General features: G+C 40.7%; 14 protein-coding genes. 7 read left to right on the forward strand and 7 right to left on the reverse strand.

Annotated features, from left to right (window positions below; translation table 11 throughout):
* Positions 1-85: 85 nt before the first annotated feature.
* The 4 genes from NG55_RS00385 to NG55_RS00400 form a co-directional block, all read right to left on the reverse strand.
* Positions 86-3,244 (reverse strand): hemophilin receptor HphR, encoded by a 3,159-nt coding sequence (locus tag NG55_RS00385; protein ID WP_323807360.1) that lies wholly within the window; start codon positions 3,242-3,244, stop codon positions 86-88.
* Between the two features lie 205 nt (positions 3,245-3,449).
* The gene (locus tag NG55_RS00390) at positions 3,450-4,454 is read right to left on the reverse strand and encodes a FecR family protein (RefSeq protein WP_065341958.1); all 1,005 of its coding nucleotides are present in this window, start codon (positions 4,452-4,454) and stop codon (positions 3,450-3,452) included.
* Positions 4,455-4,976: a sigma-70 family RNA polymerase sigma factor gene (locus tag NG55_RS00395; RefSeq protein ID WP_171068267.1), complete on the reverse strand. Its 522-nt coding sequence runs from the start codon at positions 4,974-4,976 to the stop codon at positions 4,455-4,457. It lies immediately after the preceding gene.
* Positions 4,977-5,127: 151 nt separating this feature from the next.
* Positions 5,128-5,985, reverse strand: coding sequence for a LysR family transcriptional regulator (locus NG55_RS00400; protein WP_065341959.1), 858 nt, complete (start codon positions 5,983-5,985; stop codon positions 5,128-5,130).
* 128 nt (positions 5,986-6,113) lie between these two features.
* Between NG55_RS00400 and NG55_RS00405 the strand changes: the two genes are divergently transcribed.
* Positions 6,114-6,821 carry an FMN-dependent NADH-azoreductase gene (locus NG55_RS00405; RefSeq protein ID WP_065341960.1) on the forward strand — a complete coding sequence of 236 codons (708 nt, stop codon included), beginning with the start codon at positions 6,114-6,116 and terminating at the stop codon, positions 6,819-6,821.
* A gap of 93 nt (positions 6,822-6,914) precedes the next feature.
* Here NG55_RS00405 and NG55_RS00410 read toward each other — a convergent pair whose 3' ends face one another.
* Positions 6,915-7,607 carry a type 1 glutamine amidotransferase domain-containing protein gene (locus tag NG55_RS00410; protein ID WP_065341961.1) on the reverse strand — a complete coding sequence of 231 codons (693 nt, stop codon included), beginning with the start codon at positions 7,605-7,607 and terminating at the stop codon, positions 6,915-6,917.
* A 92-nt stretch (positions 7,608-7,699) separates the two neighbouring features.
* On the opposite strand from NG55_RS00410, the gene NG55_RS00415 reads away from it, so the two are divergent.
* The 3 genes from NG55_RS00415 (at position 7,700) to NG55_RS00425 (ending at position 10,267) form a co-directional block, all read left to right on the forward strand.
* On the forward strand, positions 7,700-8,113 hold the full coding sequence (locus NG55_RS00415; protein ID WP_016540092.1) for a MerR family transcriptional regulator: 414 nt from the start codon (positions 7,700-7,702) through the stop codon (positions 8,111-8,113).
* 106 nt (positions 8,114-8,219) lie between these two features.
* Positions 8,220-9,020, forward strand: a complete 801-nt coding sequence (locus tag NG55_RS00420; RefSeq protein ID WP_065341962.1) for a type 1 glutamine amidotransferase domain-containing protein — start codon at positions 8,220-8,222, stop codon at positions 9,018-9,020.
* A 200-nt stretch (positions 9,021-9,220) separates the two neighbouring features.
* Positions 9,221-10,267: an acetoacetate decarboxylase family protein gene (locus NG55_RS00425; protein WP_065341963.1), complete on the forward strand. Its 1,047-nt coding sequence runs from the start codon at positions 9,221-9,223 to the stop codon at positions 10,265-10,267.
* A 177-nt stretch (positions 10,268-10,444) separates the two neighbouring features.
* Here NG55_RS00425 and NG55_RS00430 read toward each other — a convergent pair whose 3' ends face one another.
* Positions 10,445-11,683 (reverse strand): NADH:flavin oxidoreductase/NADH oxidase family protein, encoded by a 1,239-nt coding sequence (locus NG55_RS00430; RefSeq protein ID WP_065341964.1) that lies wholly within the window; start codon positions 11,681-11,683, stop codon positions 10,445-10,447.
* A gap of 156 nt (positions 11,684-11,839) precedes the next feature.
* The gene (locus NG55_RS00435; protein WP_065341965.1) at positions 11,840-12,670 is read right to left on the reverse strand and encodes an alpha/beta fold hydrolase; all 831 of its coding nucleotides are present in this window, start codon (positions 12,668-12,670) and stop codon (positions 11,840-11,842) included.
* Positions 12,671-13,094: 424 nt separating this feature from the next.
* Here NG55_RS00435 and NG55_RS00440 point away from each other — a divergent pair, with 424 nt between their 5' ends.
* From NG55_RS00440 to NG55_RS00450, 3 genes are all read left to right on the forward strand, one after another.
* The gene (locus NG55_RS00440; protein ID WP_065341966.1) at positions 13,095-13,991 is read left to right on the forward strand and encodes an acetoacetate decarboxylase; all 897 of its coding nucleotides are present in this window, start codon (positions 13,095-13,097) and stop codon (positions 13,989-13,991) included.
* Between the two features lie 37 nt (positions 13,992-14,028).
* Complete coding sequence (locus tag NG55_RS00445) at positions 14,029-15,273, forward strand: saccharopine dehydrogenase family protein (protein ID WP_065341967.1); 1,245 nt, start codon at positions 14,029-14,031, stop codon at positions 15,271-15,273.
* An 88-nt stretch (positions 15,274-15,361) separates the two neighbouring features.
* The gene (locus NG55_RS00450; RefSeq protein ID WP_065341968.1) at positions 15,362-16,354 is read left to right on the forward strand and encodes an NAD(P)H-quinone oxidoreductase; all 993 of its coding nucleotides are present in this window, start codon (positions 15,362-15,364) and stop codon (positions 16,352-16,354) included.
* Positions 16,355-16,396 lie beyond the last annotated feature (42 nt).

Genomic DNA, 16,396 nt, shown 5'->3' on the forward strand with positions numbered 1-16,396 from the left:
TGGTTTTGTAAATAATAATCATTCAATATCATTATTTACCTTTATCTAATCCCGACTCATTAGAAAGTTGGAATTAAATTCTGTGTTAAAACTTGGTGGTCCAGCTGACTTTCAAGGTACGGCCTGGTGCAGCCATCGCACTGCGAGTTAAAGGATCGATATAAAATTGGTTCGAAAGATTATTTCCAACAAATTCAACTGTGTTATAGCTATCAACTTGATAGCGTGCATAGGCATCAAAAATCCACGTATCATCCCAAGCAAGAGGCACATTGAGGTAATAGCCTTTATTGATACCTGCATCATTATTTTTACGTAATGGACTTTCATAGCCTTTGTAGAAAGTTGCTCGCGCACCAAGCTCAAGCCTTTCATCTAGAAAGCGCGCGCCGAATAAAGCATGTGCGCTGAGTTCAGGTGTCGACATCGTCACGAGATAGCCATTCGGAAAACCATCATCGACGCAACGTTGATAAGCATCGCGGAATTGAATACCTTGATCTGTTTGTATTGTGCCGCTATTAATCATTTTATTAATGGCGCTATTACTGTCACAGACTTCATTTTTAAGGTTATAAGCCATGCTTAAATCGGTAAAGAAAGCACCATTGTCAAAACGGCTTTGCAACTCAAGGCCAGAAAGCTTTTGCTCATCCATATTGGTAAAAATCAGATTTTGATTTCGCTCAATTACGTTTTTGGTTTTGTTGTAGTAATAGGCCAACTTAATATCGGCATTGCGAGCTGAACTGAGCCAGTTACGCATGTCATAAACATAACCCACTTCATAATTAAACGCATGTTCGGGTTTAATTGCTTGAGATGGCATCATCGCCGAGAAGCCAACCGTACTTTCAAATAAGCTGGGTAAGCGATATTCCTCTGCATAGCGTATATAAAGCCGATTGTTTTCAGTCAAATGAATAGATGCGCCAAGTTGAGGTGCCCAACCACTGTCTTTTACTTTCTGAGCCGATTCAATCGGAGTTTGCTCAATTACAACAGGTTGGAAACCACTGCCGATCACCACATACTTCTGCCCTAAGGCATTCAGTTGGTTTAATATATTATCGGCTAGGGCCAAATGACCATTTTCATCAGCTTTCCAAGTGAGTGTATTTTTCTGTGACCAAATCCGGCTGTACAAGGCCGTTTCTGATGCAGGCACTGTTTCTAAACGGCCATCCCAATCAGGATTGTTGGCTGCATAACGTTGCGTTAAAAGGTTTAGCATACGTTGTTGCTGAGCATCATAACTCTCAGGCATGGTTCGATATTCAAAGTTGTATTCTTTGACTTTACTTTTCTTGGTAAATAAAGGGTTTAACGCAGGATCAATACCATCTCTGATCGATTTATTTAAGAAGTCATCAAAGGCCCAATAAGAGCGATAACGCATACCCGCATCAAAGCTTAACCAAGAAGCTGGTCGATAGTTGAAATTAAAATCAAAGGTCTTTTCTTCACGGCGTCCCGCACGAGGTAAAGCCTGATATAAGGAATAACTTGGGCCGTATTCACCATAAATATCATCAGAAGTGAGCTTTTCTTTTAAGAAGCTTCCGCCTAAAGTTAAATCGAGCTGACCAGTTAATTGTGCTTTATTACTGATACTAATGCCTTGACGTCGGTTGTCTGAGTGACTGATTGCCGTATTGATCAGACGATTATCTCTAAAATCAATAATCGTTGGCCATCCACCCCGTGTGTAAGTTTCGCTTTCGGTATCGGTTTGCCAAATATTGGCATAGAAATCGACCCACTGATTGGTCTCAGGTTTAAACTTATATTCTAAGCTGTAGGCTTTAGAACGAATATGACTGAGTGGCCATTGCGGTACACCAATTTCAGGGGTGAGTCCCCATTCGATTCGTGAAGGCATGATCTCACCAAATCTATTTTTGGTATCTCGATAAGTGAATTTCAGTGCTTGATCATCACTTGGTCGATAACCAGCCTTAAATAGCCAAGACTCCATCTGACTTGAGGTATTCGGTACTTCATTGCCAGGCTTATAGGAATGAGCGAAATATGGAATAAAATCAAGACTATTGCTTGGCTCAGCCCGTTTGTAATAGCCGGCGCCATGTGTGCCTGAAAAATAGTTGCCTCTTTCACGAACAGCATAAACAGCCAATAAATCAAATTTATCTTGTTTCATTGCCAATGCCAGTCGGCCTGCTAAATCATCTCCCGAGAAGTTAGAATTATCATTGCGAGTGCGGTTCTTTTTATAAATATCTGGATCGTATTTTTGACCATTAATATCCTCCCACGGCGTCGTATCATTATAATTCTTGCCGATTTTACTCATGTCGGGCAATGAAGGATCAATTGAGTTGGTAGAACCTTCTACTTTTAATTCCGCGCCAAAGGTTTTACCTGGACGAACAATATCATCAGCTTCTAAGGTCTTGACCACAACACCACCACCGACTGAGGTTGTAGTATTCCGTTCCAGTGATGGGCCTTTAATGACTTCAATGCCCGCAATCAGATTTGGATCAATATAATTTCGGTTATTCACCCCATTGTAACCACGCCACACCGCAATCGACTGCTCAGTACCATCAATGGTTAAGGGTACTCGACCTACCCCTTGCACACCACGTACACTCGGATCTAAAGCACCGCTATTACGGGCATCACCACTATAAACCCCAACCATACCTTGCAAAACATCGGCAGGATTGGTGCCTTTAAAGCGCTCAATATAGTCTTTGCCTGCATAAACAGAAGACCGATTGGCATCATAAACTCTGTTGCTGCCTTGCGTATCACGATCTTCTTGACCATAGACCACCAGTGGTGTTAAACGAACAGCGATTTCATCATCTTGAGCTTGAGTTGAAGATGTATGATTCATCGTAGTGGCCGCTGCACTTGCAGATAGATTGCTATTTTTAGCTGTCTTTTTGACCAGTGTATAGCCTTGTCCGACTTTGACTGCATAAAATGCTGAAGAGGCTAAAATATGCTGAAAACCTTGCTCTAATGCATAGCTGCCTTTTAATCCTGAACTGTGTTGCCCTTTTAATTGCTGCGCATCAATGGCAATTGATGTCCCCGATTGTTCAGCAAACTGATTCAATACATTGGCCAAAGTTCCTGCAGGAATATTATAAGATTTTGCCACAACGGTTTCTGCATAAGCATGTTGCATGGGTAAAGCTAAACTTGCAATACACGCTGTATGTACAGCAAATGCGAGTGTTGAAAATCGAAATAAGTTCCGACTTCGCATTTGACCCTCTCCGACTTTCTTCATTTTTCCCGCCCTAGTAAATGTAAATAAGAATCATTAAACCTATTAAAATAAAATGATCCCAAATTTATTGCTTCTACTTACTATGACGAACAGCTTTAAAAAAAGTGGAACCTAAATGCTAAAAAAAAATTAATTTTTTTGAATGTAGATATTCAAGACACCCACACCTGTTATTTATTAATTATTTTTTTGATGAGATAACAATGAGATAAGGTGTAATTTGATAAACCTTTAAATTTGGAAAAACGGTTGCCAATAATTTGAGTGCATCCTGTGTCTGATCCAAGGGCAAAACGGCATTCACTTGGATATGACTTAAAGCTTCAGCATTAAATAGGATTTTACCTTTATAATTTTGGTCTAATTCTTTTAACACCTGATCGAGTGGTAAATCCTCTACCATCAACTGATGTTTATTCCACTTTTGCTGTTCATTATAAATATTGAGTGCTGAAATAGGCTGCACTCCATCCTGATTCATACTCACCGCCTGTCCTGCACTCACAATCACTTGTTGTTTGGAATACACATTTGCTGCTTGCACCCGGACCCGAGAATGCAACATTTTTAACTCGGTTACAGTAGGCGCATAGTTCACACTAAAAGCAGTCCCAAGTGCCTGAATCTGCCCATGTTTGGTTTTAACTAAAAACGGTCTATGTGGGTCTTTAGCGACATCTACATAAATTTGTCCCTGCACCAATTCCACAACGCGTTGATTGGCTTGGAAATCGATATTGACTGCACTTTTGCCACGCAAGATTAAACGGGAACCATCTTGCAAGGTTTGTGTAGTCCATTGTGCTGAATTGCCCTGAATGTCTGCTGTTACATAAGCAATAGAGTAATCTGAAAAATAAAAAATGCTGCCACTGACTGCAACCAAAGCAATCGCAAAAGCACTCCCCACCCTCAGATGCTTATAGGTTTTCGCTGAACCCAGACCTGCTTTAAGTGCTGACTTGACCACTTTTTTATGCTGCGTGCTTTGGGATACGTTTTGAATCGAACAAAGACACTGCTCAATATCAGCTGCAATTTTTTGATGTTGTTGGCTGTTCTGTTTCCATTGATTAAACTTTAATTGCGCATTTTTTCGGGTCGGCTCATCATCTGAACTGAGCTGTACAATCCATAATGCAGCTTCCTCAACCAGTTGCTGATGCTCCTGCTTATCCATTGCCATTTAAATACTGACATCCATTTCTAAACGAGCCTGATAACAACGAATTAAACAACTGGCTAGATATTTTTGAATCATTTTGGTCGAAACACCCAACTGCTCAGCTGTTTCTTTATGCGTGTAACCTTCTAGATAATGTAATATAAACGCTTGTTGCGCTTTTGCAGAGACATCTTCTAAGGCTTTACACATTTGGTCGAGCGCTTGAATAATCTGCATTTGCTCTTCTGGTGAAGCCACACCATCCAGCATATACTCCATTTGGCTTAAACCATCCAAATAGGCTTGTTCAATTTTCTTACGACGTACCTGATCGATGAGTAAGTTTTTGGCAATCGAAGTGAGATAGGCACGTGGTTCTTTAATCCCAAAAAGTTCATCACGTGTTTGCAACAATTTTATAAAGGTATCTTGTACCAAGTCCGCAGCTTGATCGGTATTACCTAATTTTTGTCTCAGCCATTGATGAAGCCAGCCTCTATGGTTTCTGTATAACTGATCTACAAGCATAGGGGTTTTGTTCACGATCATCTGACTCAAAACAAGGTGTGCTTAAATGATAATAATTATCATTTGTAAAATCAAGCAAGAATCTGACAAACTTGTATTGACTGTTATTTTTATAAGCACAAGTTGAATATTCCACCGCTCTTAGAATACAGAAACAAGAAATAAATCATTGATTCAACAATGCTTCTACCCAAAAAATCAGTTCATTCATATGCCTATTTCTACGCTTTAATTGTTCTTTGTCTGGAATGTAATAACATAATTCGGATTGCACACTTTCAGTTGCTAGTGATTGCATCAATTTTGCCTGTATTAATCGACTGACCAATGTGTTTGAGCAAAATACTAATCCATTGGCCATCAGTGCTTCTTGAATACCAAAAATTTCTTGGTCAAAGTGCTGCACAGTTATGCTTTTTCCCTCAAAAGTATTTTTCTCAAGCCATGTTTGCAATGGCGGTTTTGGCAAATTCTTATTTTTCCATTCGGTGTTAAACAGCGTAGTAGACTGTTCAGGCCAATTCTCTTTAAATAGCCCTGCGGCTGCAAATACATTAAATGACTCATATTTAATAATATCTGTAGAGCAAACAGATGCCACAGCCCCATAGCGAATTGGCAGTGCATATAAATGATTTTCCAAACTTTCACCTGTTGAAATTTCCACTGAGATTTCTGGGTGCATTTGTGAAAAATCATGCATGGCGGGAATTAAAACCATTGCGGCCAGTGAAGACGTGGTGGTGATTTTAATCACTCGACTGGCAGTGCTCACCTCTTCCAAAGCATCTTCAATGGTACGAAACCCATTTGATATGGCACTCGCTAATTTCTCTCCAGTCTCGGTTAAACTAATTTTTCGAACCTGTCGATAAAACAAATCCACATTTAAACGGTTTTCCAGATTACCAATGTGATGTGAAATCGCCGTCGGTGTGAGTGATAACTCTTCCGCAGCCAACTTAAAACTACCTAAACGAGCGGCAGCTTCAAATGCCTTCAAGGCTTGTAGGGAAACCTGCATTTGTATAAGCCCCATAAACTAGCTTTATAGATGAATTAAACTCATTCATAGCTGTAGTTTACTCGTTTGTCCAGTCTGCAACGGCTACTTAAGATAAGTTTATCTTTTTTATATCTAGAGTGCCTGTTATGACGACCCTATTACATATTGATGCCAGTGTTCGAGCTGCTTTCAACCCGAATCCACATCATAACTCTATTTCAAAAAATATCGCGAAACACTTTATCAATGCATTACAAAAGCAATATACGATAGATGATTATATTTATCGTGATGTAGGCATGAATCCACCAGCTTTTATTAATCAAGACTGGATTGGTGCTGTATTTACGCCTGAAGAAAAAAGAACAGCTGAGCAAAAGGAAATCTTAGCTTTATCTGACCAACTGATTGCCGAAGTTTCAGCAGCCGATCTTATTGTGATTTCATCACCGATGTATAACTATGGTATGCCTGCACAATTAAAAGCATGGTTTGATCAAATCATCCGTATCCATAAAACTTTTGATTTTGATCTTGCCCGTGGAGATTTTCCACTCCAACCCTTACTATCAGGTAAACGTCTGGTCATCATTACCTCAAGTGGTGAATTTGGTTTTGACGCCGATGGGATTCGTGCTAATCAAAGTCATCTCGTCCCACATTTGCGAACCTTAAGTAAATATTTAGGGGTTGAGCATATCGATGAAATTGCATCCGAATATCAAGAATTTGCAGATATTCGTCATCAAAACTCGCTAGCATATGCATTAGATCAAGCAGATGCTCTTGCAGTAGAATTGAAATTGAGACTGATTCAACAACAGCGTCTAGCACAACCGATTGAATATCAATAAAATCATTATCTAAGCAAATACGGCACGTTTGATACTAGAAGACTATGAATAAAGTGACGTTCAAATCACTTTATTCATCTGTAGAGCAGCCAATTATTTCGCTTCTAAAGCATCAATCATTGCAAAAGCAGTCAGACGTGCTGAAAATGGATTTTGTCCTGTAATCAAGTTGGCATCGCGTACTACATTCGGTACAAACGGAATGAATTTTCTTTCATAGAGCGCACCACGTTGTTTAGCAAGTTCTTCGGCATTATAAGGGACTTTTTTCGCCACACCTGCCAATACTTCTTCACACCAGGCAAAACCTGTTAGCTTTTTCCCAGCAATTAAATACTGTCCCGTAGAAAGTCGAACATTAAGCAATCCACAATACCCATGACAGACACTGGCAACAATACCGCCTTTTTCATAGATATTTTTAGTGATGTCTTGCAATTCAGCATTATCAAGGAAGTCCCACATCACACCATGACCACCTGTATAATAGATTGCATCATAATCTTGCCAATTAACCTCTGAAGGTTTTTTGGTCGTTTCAAGCAGTTGCATAAATGCGGGATCATTTTTGCGTTTTAATACAGAGGCATCAGCAACGAAACGCTCTAATGATTTAGGTTCTATTGGCGATAAGCCGCCGTTTGGACTAACAATATCTTGAATATAATTATGCTTTTCAAACTCATCATAGGCATGGGTAAGTTCCCCCAACCACAGTCCAGTCGGTCGATTAATGCCTTCATACTCAGGGACATTGGTTACAACATGTAGGATACGTTTTGACATCTTTCACCTCAGTTTTTAACTTTATTGTCAGGCTTGCTTTTACACCACTATAAGCTTAAAGTTTGCTTGAATGTCAAGAGGAAAACAGTCAGATGAATATCAGCGAATTATCAAAACAAAGTGGTTTAAGCACGCCAACAATTCGTTATTATGAACAAATCAAGCTGCTTCCAAAGGCAAAACGAAAATCCAATGGTTATCGTGAATATAGCGAAAATGATCTGAAACAGTTATTCCTGATCCAGCAGGCACAACAAGTTGGCTTTTCTTTGACAGAAATTAAATCTTTTCTTCCTTCCAATGTCACAACATGGAACCATGATATTTTAATTGGCCTGCTCGAGAGTAAAATCAAAGATATTGAAGAACTTGAACAAAAACTAGCAATCAGTAAACAAAATCTACAGTTGATGATTATGGCCATTAATAATAAGCCTGATGAAATTACCTGTGAGGAAAATGCGCAGCGCTTACTTAATCTTTACTATGCTAAAGATAAAACCTAAGCACGGTATCCAAAAAAGCCATTGATCAAACATCAATAAAAGCGCTTGACCTTAAACCCAACTTTAAACATAGCATTTATCTCAGGTAATCAATGAGGAGCCTGTCATGTTTAAAGCGTGGAATTTTAATAATTGGTTGATCAACATTTTGATGCTGATATTAGCAAGTAATACCGTTTATGCCACTGACATTGCGAAGCAGCAATCTGAAATCAAAGGCAAGATCTTAGTGGTCATGACCAACCATTCTGCTTATCCTACCCGCTCAGATCACACTGGATTATGGCTGACCGAACTCACCCATTTTTACGATGTTGCACAAACTGCTGGTTATGAAATGGATTTTGTCAGCCCACAAGGTGGTGCAGTCCCCTTAGATGAGCGTAGCCTCAAGTCCATTTATATGGATCAATCCGCAAAAAAACATCTGGCTGATCCTCAATTTATGCAGCGCTTAAGCAATACACTAGCTCCCAATGCCATTGATGCCTCCCGCTATAAAGCGGTTTATTACACAGGTGGTCATGGCACCATGTGGGATTTTCCCAACAACCAAAGCCTAAAGCAGATCAGCGAAAAGATTTATCAGCAAGGCGGTGTTGTATCTGCAGTATGTCATGGTGTAGGTGGGTTATTGCCGCTTCAAACCCCAACGGGTAAAGCACTTATTGCAGGTCGTAATGTTACAGGCTTTGCCAATATTGAAGAGACCTTATCAGGGATTAAGTCCCAAGTTCCTTTCTCGTTGCAAGATGGATTGGTACAACGAGGAGCAACATACAAACGAGCTTTTCTTCCATTTACTTCTTTTGTAATCGCTGATGATCGGATTATCACTGGACAAAATCCACAATCCAGTAAAGAAATTGCAGTCGCGGTTGTCGAACGGTTAAAAACCTTGAATTAAAAACTTTAATGAAAAGCCAGTTCAAAAGAGCTGGCTTTTTTATCATATTAAATTGATCCAAAACCCTCTTTATTGCCCTCGATTGAATATCTGATCTACTCAACTTCCTCTGTTGATTGATTTTCTTCCTTTAAAACACTTGACCTTAAAGTGAGCTTTAATCTTAGCATTTGTTTTAGGTTAATAGGAGGAACATGATCATGTTCAACAATTTTGCTTTAACTCGTAGCATCATTACGATATCCATCAGCTTCTTACTCGGTACAGCAAGCTATGCAACTGAGGCCCCAATCAATACCACCACAAACGATCTTACTGCTCCAAATACAAAGCAAACGACTGTCGTTGAGTTTGGTCCCTATAAAGTCAATGTGCCGAAAGGCGGCTATTATGATCGCTTCCGTATGAATCCAGACTTAGATGAAGTAGCCAAAGACCCTGCAGCAGGCAATATTGATTACTTCCGTAGTATTCCTAAAAAGCTGGTTGATACCCGAGTAGGTCAAGTCTGGTCACCGAATTTCTATTATCGAACCAGTAATGTTCAAGTATTGATGTTAGCGCCTATTGCAAAATTAAAAGCTAAACTCCCCGCTCCACTTGAACCTTTACAGCCGCTCCCTGGGTATGGCTTAGTTTCATTGACTTTCTTCTCTTATGCCGTGGGTGATGTCGATCCCTATGATGAGGTTTCTGTTGCCATTGTGGTTCGTCAGCCCGGTGCACATCACTTTAATAGCACTGAATTACTGAGTTCCATGCATAAGCACCAATATTATGGACATGTACTTGCTTTACCCGTAAATACTGAAATTGCCCGTGTTCGTGGGGTTTATGGTTATCAATTACCCAAATGGTTAACACCAATAGATATGAAAATTGGTAACCACGACCTACAAGCCCATATTTTTAATACCGATGGCAAGCCTGATTTAAGTCTGACAGCTCCTCTGCCTAAGATTAAAACAGTAAAACCACAATCACGAATTGAAACCAAAACTATGTATCAGTTAGTTGATGGTAAATGGCACAGCACCTCTGTGGAATCGAATACGCTTGCATTTGGGCAGAAGCTATTTCCTAAAAATGTGCAGCTTATTCGAAGTGGTGGCCCACTGAGCAAATTACTGGATAACTTAGGTGCAAACAAGATCTTACGTTTAGATGTCGTAAAAGATGCGCAATTGGCACTCAATATGCCCGTTCCTTTTCCTACGTTGGATAAAGTTAAAGAGAATACAAAATAGATGTATAAGAAAAAATCCGCTTTCTAAATAAAGCGGATTTTTTATGGTCAGAAATCACTTTTTCCTTTCCAATATTTTTAATCACTTGCCAATAAAAAAAGCCAATGACAGATTGTTCTGCAATTGGCTTTTGCTCGGTCAAGCTATTTATTGCCTTAGCATTGCCAGCTTATTCTCTTATGAAGCAAATGAATATGTACGCATCCTTTTTTTATATTGGTGCGTACGGCAAGTCATTGCTGTTTGCTGTAACGCCAATGCCCAGATTGGAGATACCTTTGGATTGGTGGTTTTACCTAAACTGAGTTTACGCAACTGGAACTTCACAGTGGCCATATTGGCTAGCGATGCTAAGGTTTTATTTTCCCATGTAATTGCTTTCAATTCAGGTGCCGTATTTTGCCCTTGTTTCCACTCATTTGGGAGGTTGGGGTCAATCGCGAGTGCTGTCGCAATCCCAACCATATCGACACCACTTTCAATGACTTGTTCAGCCACTTGTTTACGACGGATTCCCCCAGTCACCATTACAGGCATGCTGGCTACTTTGCCAATCTCTTGAGCAAATTCTAAGAAATAAGCTTCACGCGCCAAGGTACGACCATCGCGTGCCTGACCTTGCATGGCTGGAGCTTCATAGCTACCACCCGATAACTCAACTAAATCAACAGCCTGTAGGTTGAGCATCATAACCACTTGTCGCGCATCTTCAGCACTAAAACCACCACGTTGGAAGTCGGCAGAATTCAGCTTCACAGCTACTGTAAAAGTGTCTGAAACTACAGCACGCACTGCTTTGACAATCTCGATCAAAATACGCGCACGGTTTTCTAAAGAACCGCCCCATTGATCTTGACGTTGATTGCTCAAGGGCGAAAGAAATTGACTGAGTAAATAACCATGTGCTGCATGGATTTCAACACCAGTAAAGCCTGCTTTTTCTCCCAATCGTGCAGTATTGGCAAAACGTTGGATCACTTCATCAATCATGTCTTGGGTCATTTCAATCGGCGTATTAAAGCGATCTGACATTTTACCTAAATCCAAGGCAACCGCTGAAGGTGCCCAAGTTTCTTGACCTAAATTAGCTTGCATTTGACGACCAGGATGATTAATTTGCAACCACACTTGCGCCCCCTTAGAACGGCCAATTTGCGCCCAGCGTTTGAACATATCCAAATATTTTTCATCTTCCAGAACCACACCACCAGGCCCTGTCATGGCACGACGGTCCACCATCACATTACCCGTGATAATCAAACCAGCACCACCGTCAGCCCAAGCTTGGTATAAACGCATTAATTCTTCAGATGGCGCATGATTTAAATCCGCCATGTTTTCTTCCATTGCAGCTTTTGCAATGCGATTGCGGATATGTGAACCATTTGGGAAAACTAATTTTTCAAATACTTTCATTTTTGTCACCTCTTTGACGATGTATTTACTTTAAGATTAAAGTAAACTTTAATGTCAAGCGGTTTTATTTCCGTTTATATATACATTCTTAGAATAAAAAAGAGAGGCATAAATGCCCCTCTTTTCCAGTTTAAACTTGAATATAATCAATCACACTTATGGGCGGATAAATGCCAATAGATCTGGATTAATCACATCCGCATTGACCGTGAGCATCCCATGTGAGAAACCTTTATAGGTTTTTAAAGTCCCATTTTGTACCAACTTTGCAGACAATGCCCCAGAGTTTTCATAAGGTACAACCTGATCATCATCACCATGCATCACCAATACAGGCACTGAAATCTTTTTTAAATCCTCAGTAAAATCAGTCTGAGAAAAAGCCACAATCCCATCATAATGTGCTTTGGCACCGCCCATCATGCCTTGGCGCCACCAATTCCAGATTACTGGCTCAGATGGATTTGCATCTGGACGGTTAAATCCATAGAAAGGACCTGCAGGTAAATCATAGTAAAATTGCGAACGGTTTTTAAATAATTGGTTTTGCAAATCGTCGAAGACTTCTTTCGGCAACCCATTTGGATTATTGGCTGTTTTCACCATAATTGGCGGAACCGCACTGACCAAAACGGCCTTAGAAACATTTGCTTCACCATGTCGTGCAATATAGTGAGCCACTTCACCACCACCTGTTGAGTGACCAATATGCACCGCATTTTTGATACCGAGATGTTGTACCACCGCAGCGACATCATCTGCATAGTGATCCATATCATGGCCATCCCAAACCTGACTTGAACGACCATGACCACGACGATCATGTGCCACGACACGGAAACCTTCATTCAAAAAGAATAACAGTTGCGCATCCCAATCATCTGAACTGAGTGGCCAACCATGATGAAAAAATAAGACCTGTGCATCGCGAGGTCCCCAATCTTTATAAAAAATATCTACACCATCTTTTGTCGTAATGTAAGCCATCTTTGTTTCTCCTGTGTAAGATTTACACTGTCGAGTTCTGATCTATGTTCTAATCAATGTTCATGGAATCACATATTTTTCAAACTATCCGCATGGATAGTGACTCTATACTAAGGTTAAAGTTAGCTTTAAGGTCAACATAATTAGTCCCATTCTGATAACAAAAATGTAATTTAATGATTAAAAAATAAATGGATGATCAATAGACTTATTCATTGAGATCAATGGCTTTTTTCATAAATTTAAATGTTTTCAGTACTTGTTTTCTTTACATTGTTTCAACGAACCGGCTTTTTACTTATCAAATATTAAATTTAGCTGCTTGACATTAAAGTTGACTTTAATCTTATAGTGATTCTCAAGCAATCAATGTGCAGGTCTTGGCATAAGACTGGATGGATTGGGTCAATATAGGTTAGCCAAAATGAATAGTCATCAGCAATTTACTGAAGTTGAATTTGGACAGCAAAAAGTCAAGGTACCGAAAGGTGGTTATTATGATCGCTTTCGCATGCATCCCGATTTAGACCAAATCGCTCAAGACCCTGCGGTGGGGAATATTGATTTCTTCCGTAAGATTCCGAAAAAATTGCTTGAATCCAGAGTCGGCCCAGTTTGGGCACCCAATTTTTATTATCGTAGCGCTAATGTGCAGGTTCTAATGCTCGCACCGCTTAAACAACTCAAGAAAAAACTGCCTGTTCCTTTAGAACCGCTACAGGCTTTTCCGGGTTATGGACTGGTTGCGCTCACTTTCTTTACTTATTCCGTTTGTGATAACGACCCATATAACGAAGTCTCAGTCGCAATTGTAGTGCGCCAACCCGATGCACGTGGCCCACATGCACTGGAACTGATCAACTCGATTCGGCAACGACATTTCTATGCTCATGTTTTAGCACTGCCTGTTGATACAGAAATAGCACGGGTACGCGGCGTTTATGGCTATCAGTTGCCCAAGTGGCTGACTGAAATTAATGTCGACATCAACCCGATTGAGGTGAATGCCAATTTGATGGATACGGAAGGAAAAATTGATTTAAGCCTCAGCGCAGCAACGCCAACTTTACAGCAAGTGCAGTCGGAGACACGAACCAGTGAAGCCACAATGCTACATTTGGTCGACCACAAATGGCATCAAACACGCGTGCAATCAAATATCCTCTCTTTTGCACAAACCTTATTCCCAAGAAAAGTGAATTTGGTTCGTCATGGTGGACCTTTAAGCCAGTTATTGGATGAACTTGGTGCATCGAAAATTCTTCGTTTAGATGTGATTCATGACGCTCAAGTTGCGCTACATTTACCGCAAGCACTTTAAAAATTCAAACGATCAAACAATCAATGGAAAATAAATCATGAACCAAACAAAATATGATCTTGTGGTCTTCGGCGCCACCAGCTTTGTTGGCCAGATCCTCACCAGATATCTGGCAGAATACTTTGCTGACCAGAAAGAACAGCTGAATTGGGCAATTGCAGGACGTTCACAGCAAAAACTACAACACGTAAAAGATGCTTTAGGCACAGCAGGACAAGCTATTCCGATCTTGGTTGCCAATGCCAACAATCAAACCGAACTCGATGCGCTTTGTGCACAAACACGTGTGGTGGTCACAACAGTTGGCCCATATGCCTTATACGGTGAACCATTAATTCAAGCCTGTGTAAACAATGGGACAGATTATTGTGATCTGACTGGAGAAACCCAGTGGATTAAACAAATGATCACTCAATATGAAGCGCAAGCTCAGCAATCAGGTGCGCGTATTGTGCATTGCTGTGGTTTTGACTCAGTCCCGTCCGACATGGGGGTCTATTATTTACAACAACAAGCACAGCAACAGTTTAATGCAGCTGCGACCCAAGTCAGTATGCGAGTCAAAACCTTAAAAGGTGGCGCATCGGGTGGCACAGTGGCAAGCTTGATCAATGTTGTTCAAGAAGCCGCTGCTGATCCTGCCTTACGTAAAGATCTGCTCAATCCCTATATTCTTTGCCCTGTAGATCATGGCAATACCCAAAGACAAATTTATATCAAAACAGCCAAATTTGACCCTGATTTTAATGCATGGATTGCACCTTTTGTGATGGCGGCGGTCAATGAACGTGTGGTACATCGCTCAAATGCCTTATCTGGCAATGCTTATGGCAACAACTTTAGCTATAACGAAGCCATGTTGACTGGTGAGGGGCTAAAAGGACGCTTAAAAGCTTTAGCCGTTGTTTCTGGTTTAGCTGCGTTTATGCTCGCTGCAGTGAGTAAACCTGTTAGCCAAGTCATGGAACGTTATTTACTGCCAAAACCAGGTGAAGGTCCAACCCCGGAACAGCAACGCACTGGCCGATTTGATCTGCGTTTTATGGGTAAAACAGATGCAGGACAAAGCCTGAAAGTTAAAGTGACTGGCGACCGTGATCCTGGTTATGGCTCTACAGGAAAGATGTTGGGACAAGCAGCGCTGAGTCTTGCTATTGACCATGCCAAAGACAGTGAAAAAGTTGGACGTAACGGTGGATTTTGGACACCTGCAACGATGTTTGATGATCGCTTCATTCAACGTTTAACGGAGCACGCAGGGCTTAAATTTGAACAGATTTGAAACATTCTGTTCTATTCGAATCCCTAAGTTTTAAAACAAACAGTATTCATCCTCCCCTATACATGATGAATACTCAGGAACTAAATCAATGAAATGTATTACTTTTAATGGCGCTGGTGGGCCTGAAGTGATCACCCTCAGTGAGCGGCCAATTCCAGAATTAAGCGATGAGGGTATCTTAATTGAAGTCGTCGCTGCTGGGATTAATGGCCCTGATGTCATGCAACGTCAGGGCTTATACGCCCCTCCCACTGGTGTCACCGACATTCCAGGACTAGAAGTTTCTGGAATTGTAAAACACGTCGGTCAATCGGTGACTAAATTTAAAGTCGGTGATGAAGTTTGTGCTTTGGTTCAAGGCGGTGGCTATGCGGAATATGTGGTTGCGCATCAAGACAACGTCCTGTTTATTCCAGATGGCCTCAGCTTAGTTGAAGGTGCTATTTTGTTGGAAACCTTTATGACGGTTTGGTCGCATTTATTTCAGCATGCCAAATTCCGTCCAAATAGCTCTATTCTGATTCATGGGGGTACCTCTGGTATTGGGACAACGGCAACTATGCTGACCCGTGCTTTTGGTGCGGCCCAAATTTTTACTACGGTTTCAAGTCTGGCACATCAACAAGCCAGTATTGAGATTGGCGCGGATGTTGCGATTAACTACAAACAACAAGATTTTGTTGAAGAAGTTAAAAAGCATACAGATGGCAAAGGTGTCGACTTTGTACTGGATATTATTGCAGGCGATTATATTCAAAAAAATTATGAAGTTGCGGCCATGAATGGCACTATTTTACAAATTGGTGTGCTGAAAGGACTAGCACAAAATCTGAATATCTTTCCGATGCTGGCAAAACGTCTGACCCATACAGGTGCAACCTTACGTTCTCAGACGCCAGAAGCCAAAGCTCAGGTTATGACTGCCCTGCAAGACAAAGTTTGGCCTTTAATTGCTAAAGGGCAACTGAAGCCATTGTTATACCGAGCTTTTGATCTGGACGATGCACAACAAGCGCATACCCTGTTACAACAAGGTGAGCATGTGGGTAAGTTAGCACTCATCGTTAAAAAATTAGTGTAATAAAGCATCTCAGGCCTTAGAAATTAAGGCCTGATTTTAAAA

Origin of the sequence: Acinetobacter gyllenbergii (assembly GCF_001682515.1) — a bacterium.
GTDB lineage: Bacteria > Pseudomonadota > Gammaproteobacteria > Pseudomonadales > Moraxellaceae > Acinetobacter > Acinetobacter gyllenbergii.

Coding starts and splice junctions, on each gene's coding strand:
- NG55_RS00385 (WP_323807360.1), bottom strand. CDS start 3,244: ATGCGAAGTCGGAACTTATTTCGATTTTCAACACTCGCATTTGCTGTA.
- NG55_RS00390 (WP_065341958.1), bottom strand. CDS start 4,454: ATGGCAATGGATAAGCAGGAGCATCAGCAACTGGTTGAGGAAGCTGCA.
- NG55_RS00400 (WP_065341959.1), bottom strand. CDS start 5,985: ATGCAGGTTTCCCTACAAGCCTTGAAGGCATTTGAAGCTGCCGCTCGT.
- NG55_RS00405 (WP_065341960.1), top strand. CDS start 6,114: ATGACGACCCTATTACATATTGATGCCAGTGTTCGAGCTGCTTTCAAC.
- NG55_RS00410 (WP_065341961.1), bottom strand. CDS start 7,607: ATGTCAAAACGTATCCTACATGTTGTAACCAATGTCCCTGAGTATGAA.
- NG55_RS00415 (WP_016540092.1), top strand. CDS start 7,700: ATGAATATCAGCGAATTATCAAAACAAAGTGGTTTAAGCACGCCAACA.
- NG55_RS00420 (WP_065341962.1), top strand. CDS start 8,220: ATGTTTAAAGCGTGGAATTTTAATAATTGGTTGATCAACATTTTGATG.
- NG55_RS00425 (WP_065341963.1), top strand. CDS start 9,221: ATGTTCAACAATTTTGCTTTAACTCGTAGCATCATTACGATATCCATC.
- NG55_RS00430 (WP_065341964.1), bottom strand. CDS start 11,683: ATGAAAGTATTTGAAAAATTAGTTTTCCCAAATGGTTCACATATCCGC.
- NG55_RS00435 (WP_065341965.1), bottom strand. CDS start 12,670: ATGGCTTACATTACGACAAAAGATGGTGTAGATATTTTTTATAAAGAT.
- NG55_RS00440 (WP_065341966.1), top strand. CDS start 13,095: ATGAATAGTCATCAGCAATTTACTGAAGTTGAATTTGGACAGCAAAAA.
- NG55_RS00445 (WP_065341967.1), top strand. CDS start 14,029: ATGAACCAAACAAAATATGATCTTGTGGTCTTCGGCGCCACCAGCTTT.
- NG55_RS00450 (WP_065341968.1), top strand. CDS start 15,362: ATGAAATGTATTACTTTTAATGGCGCTGGTGGGCCTGAAGTGATCACC.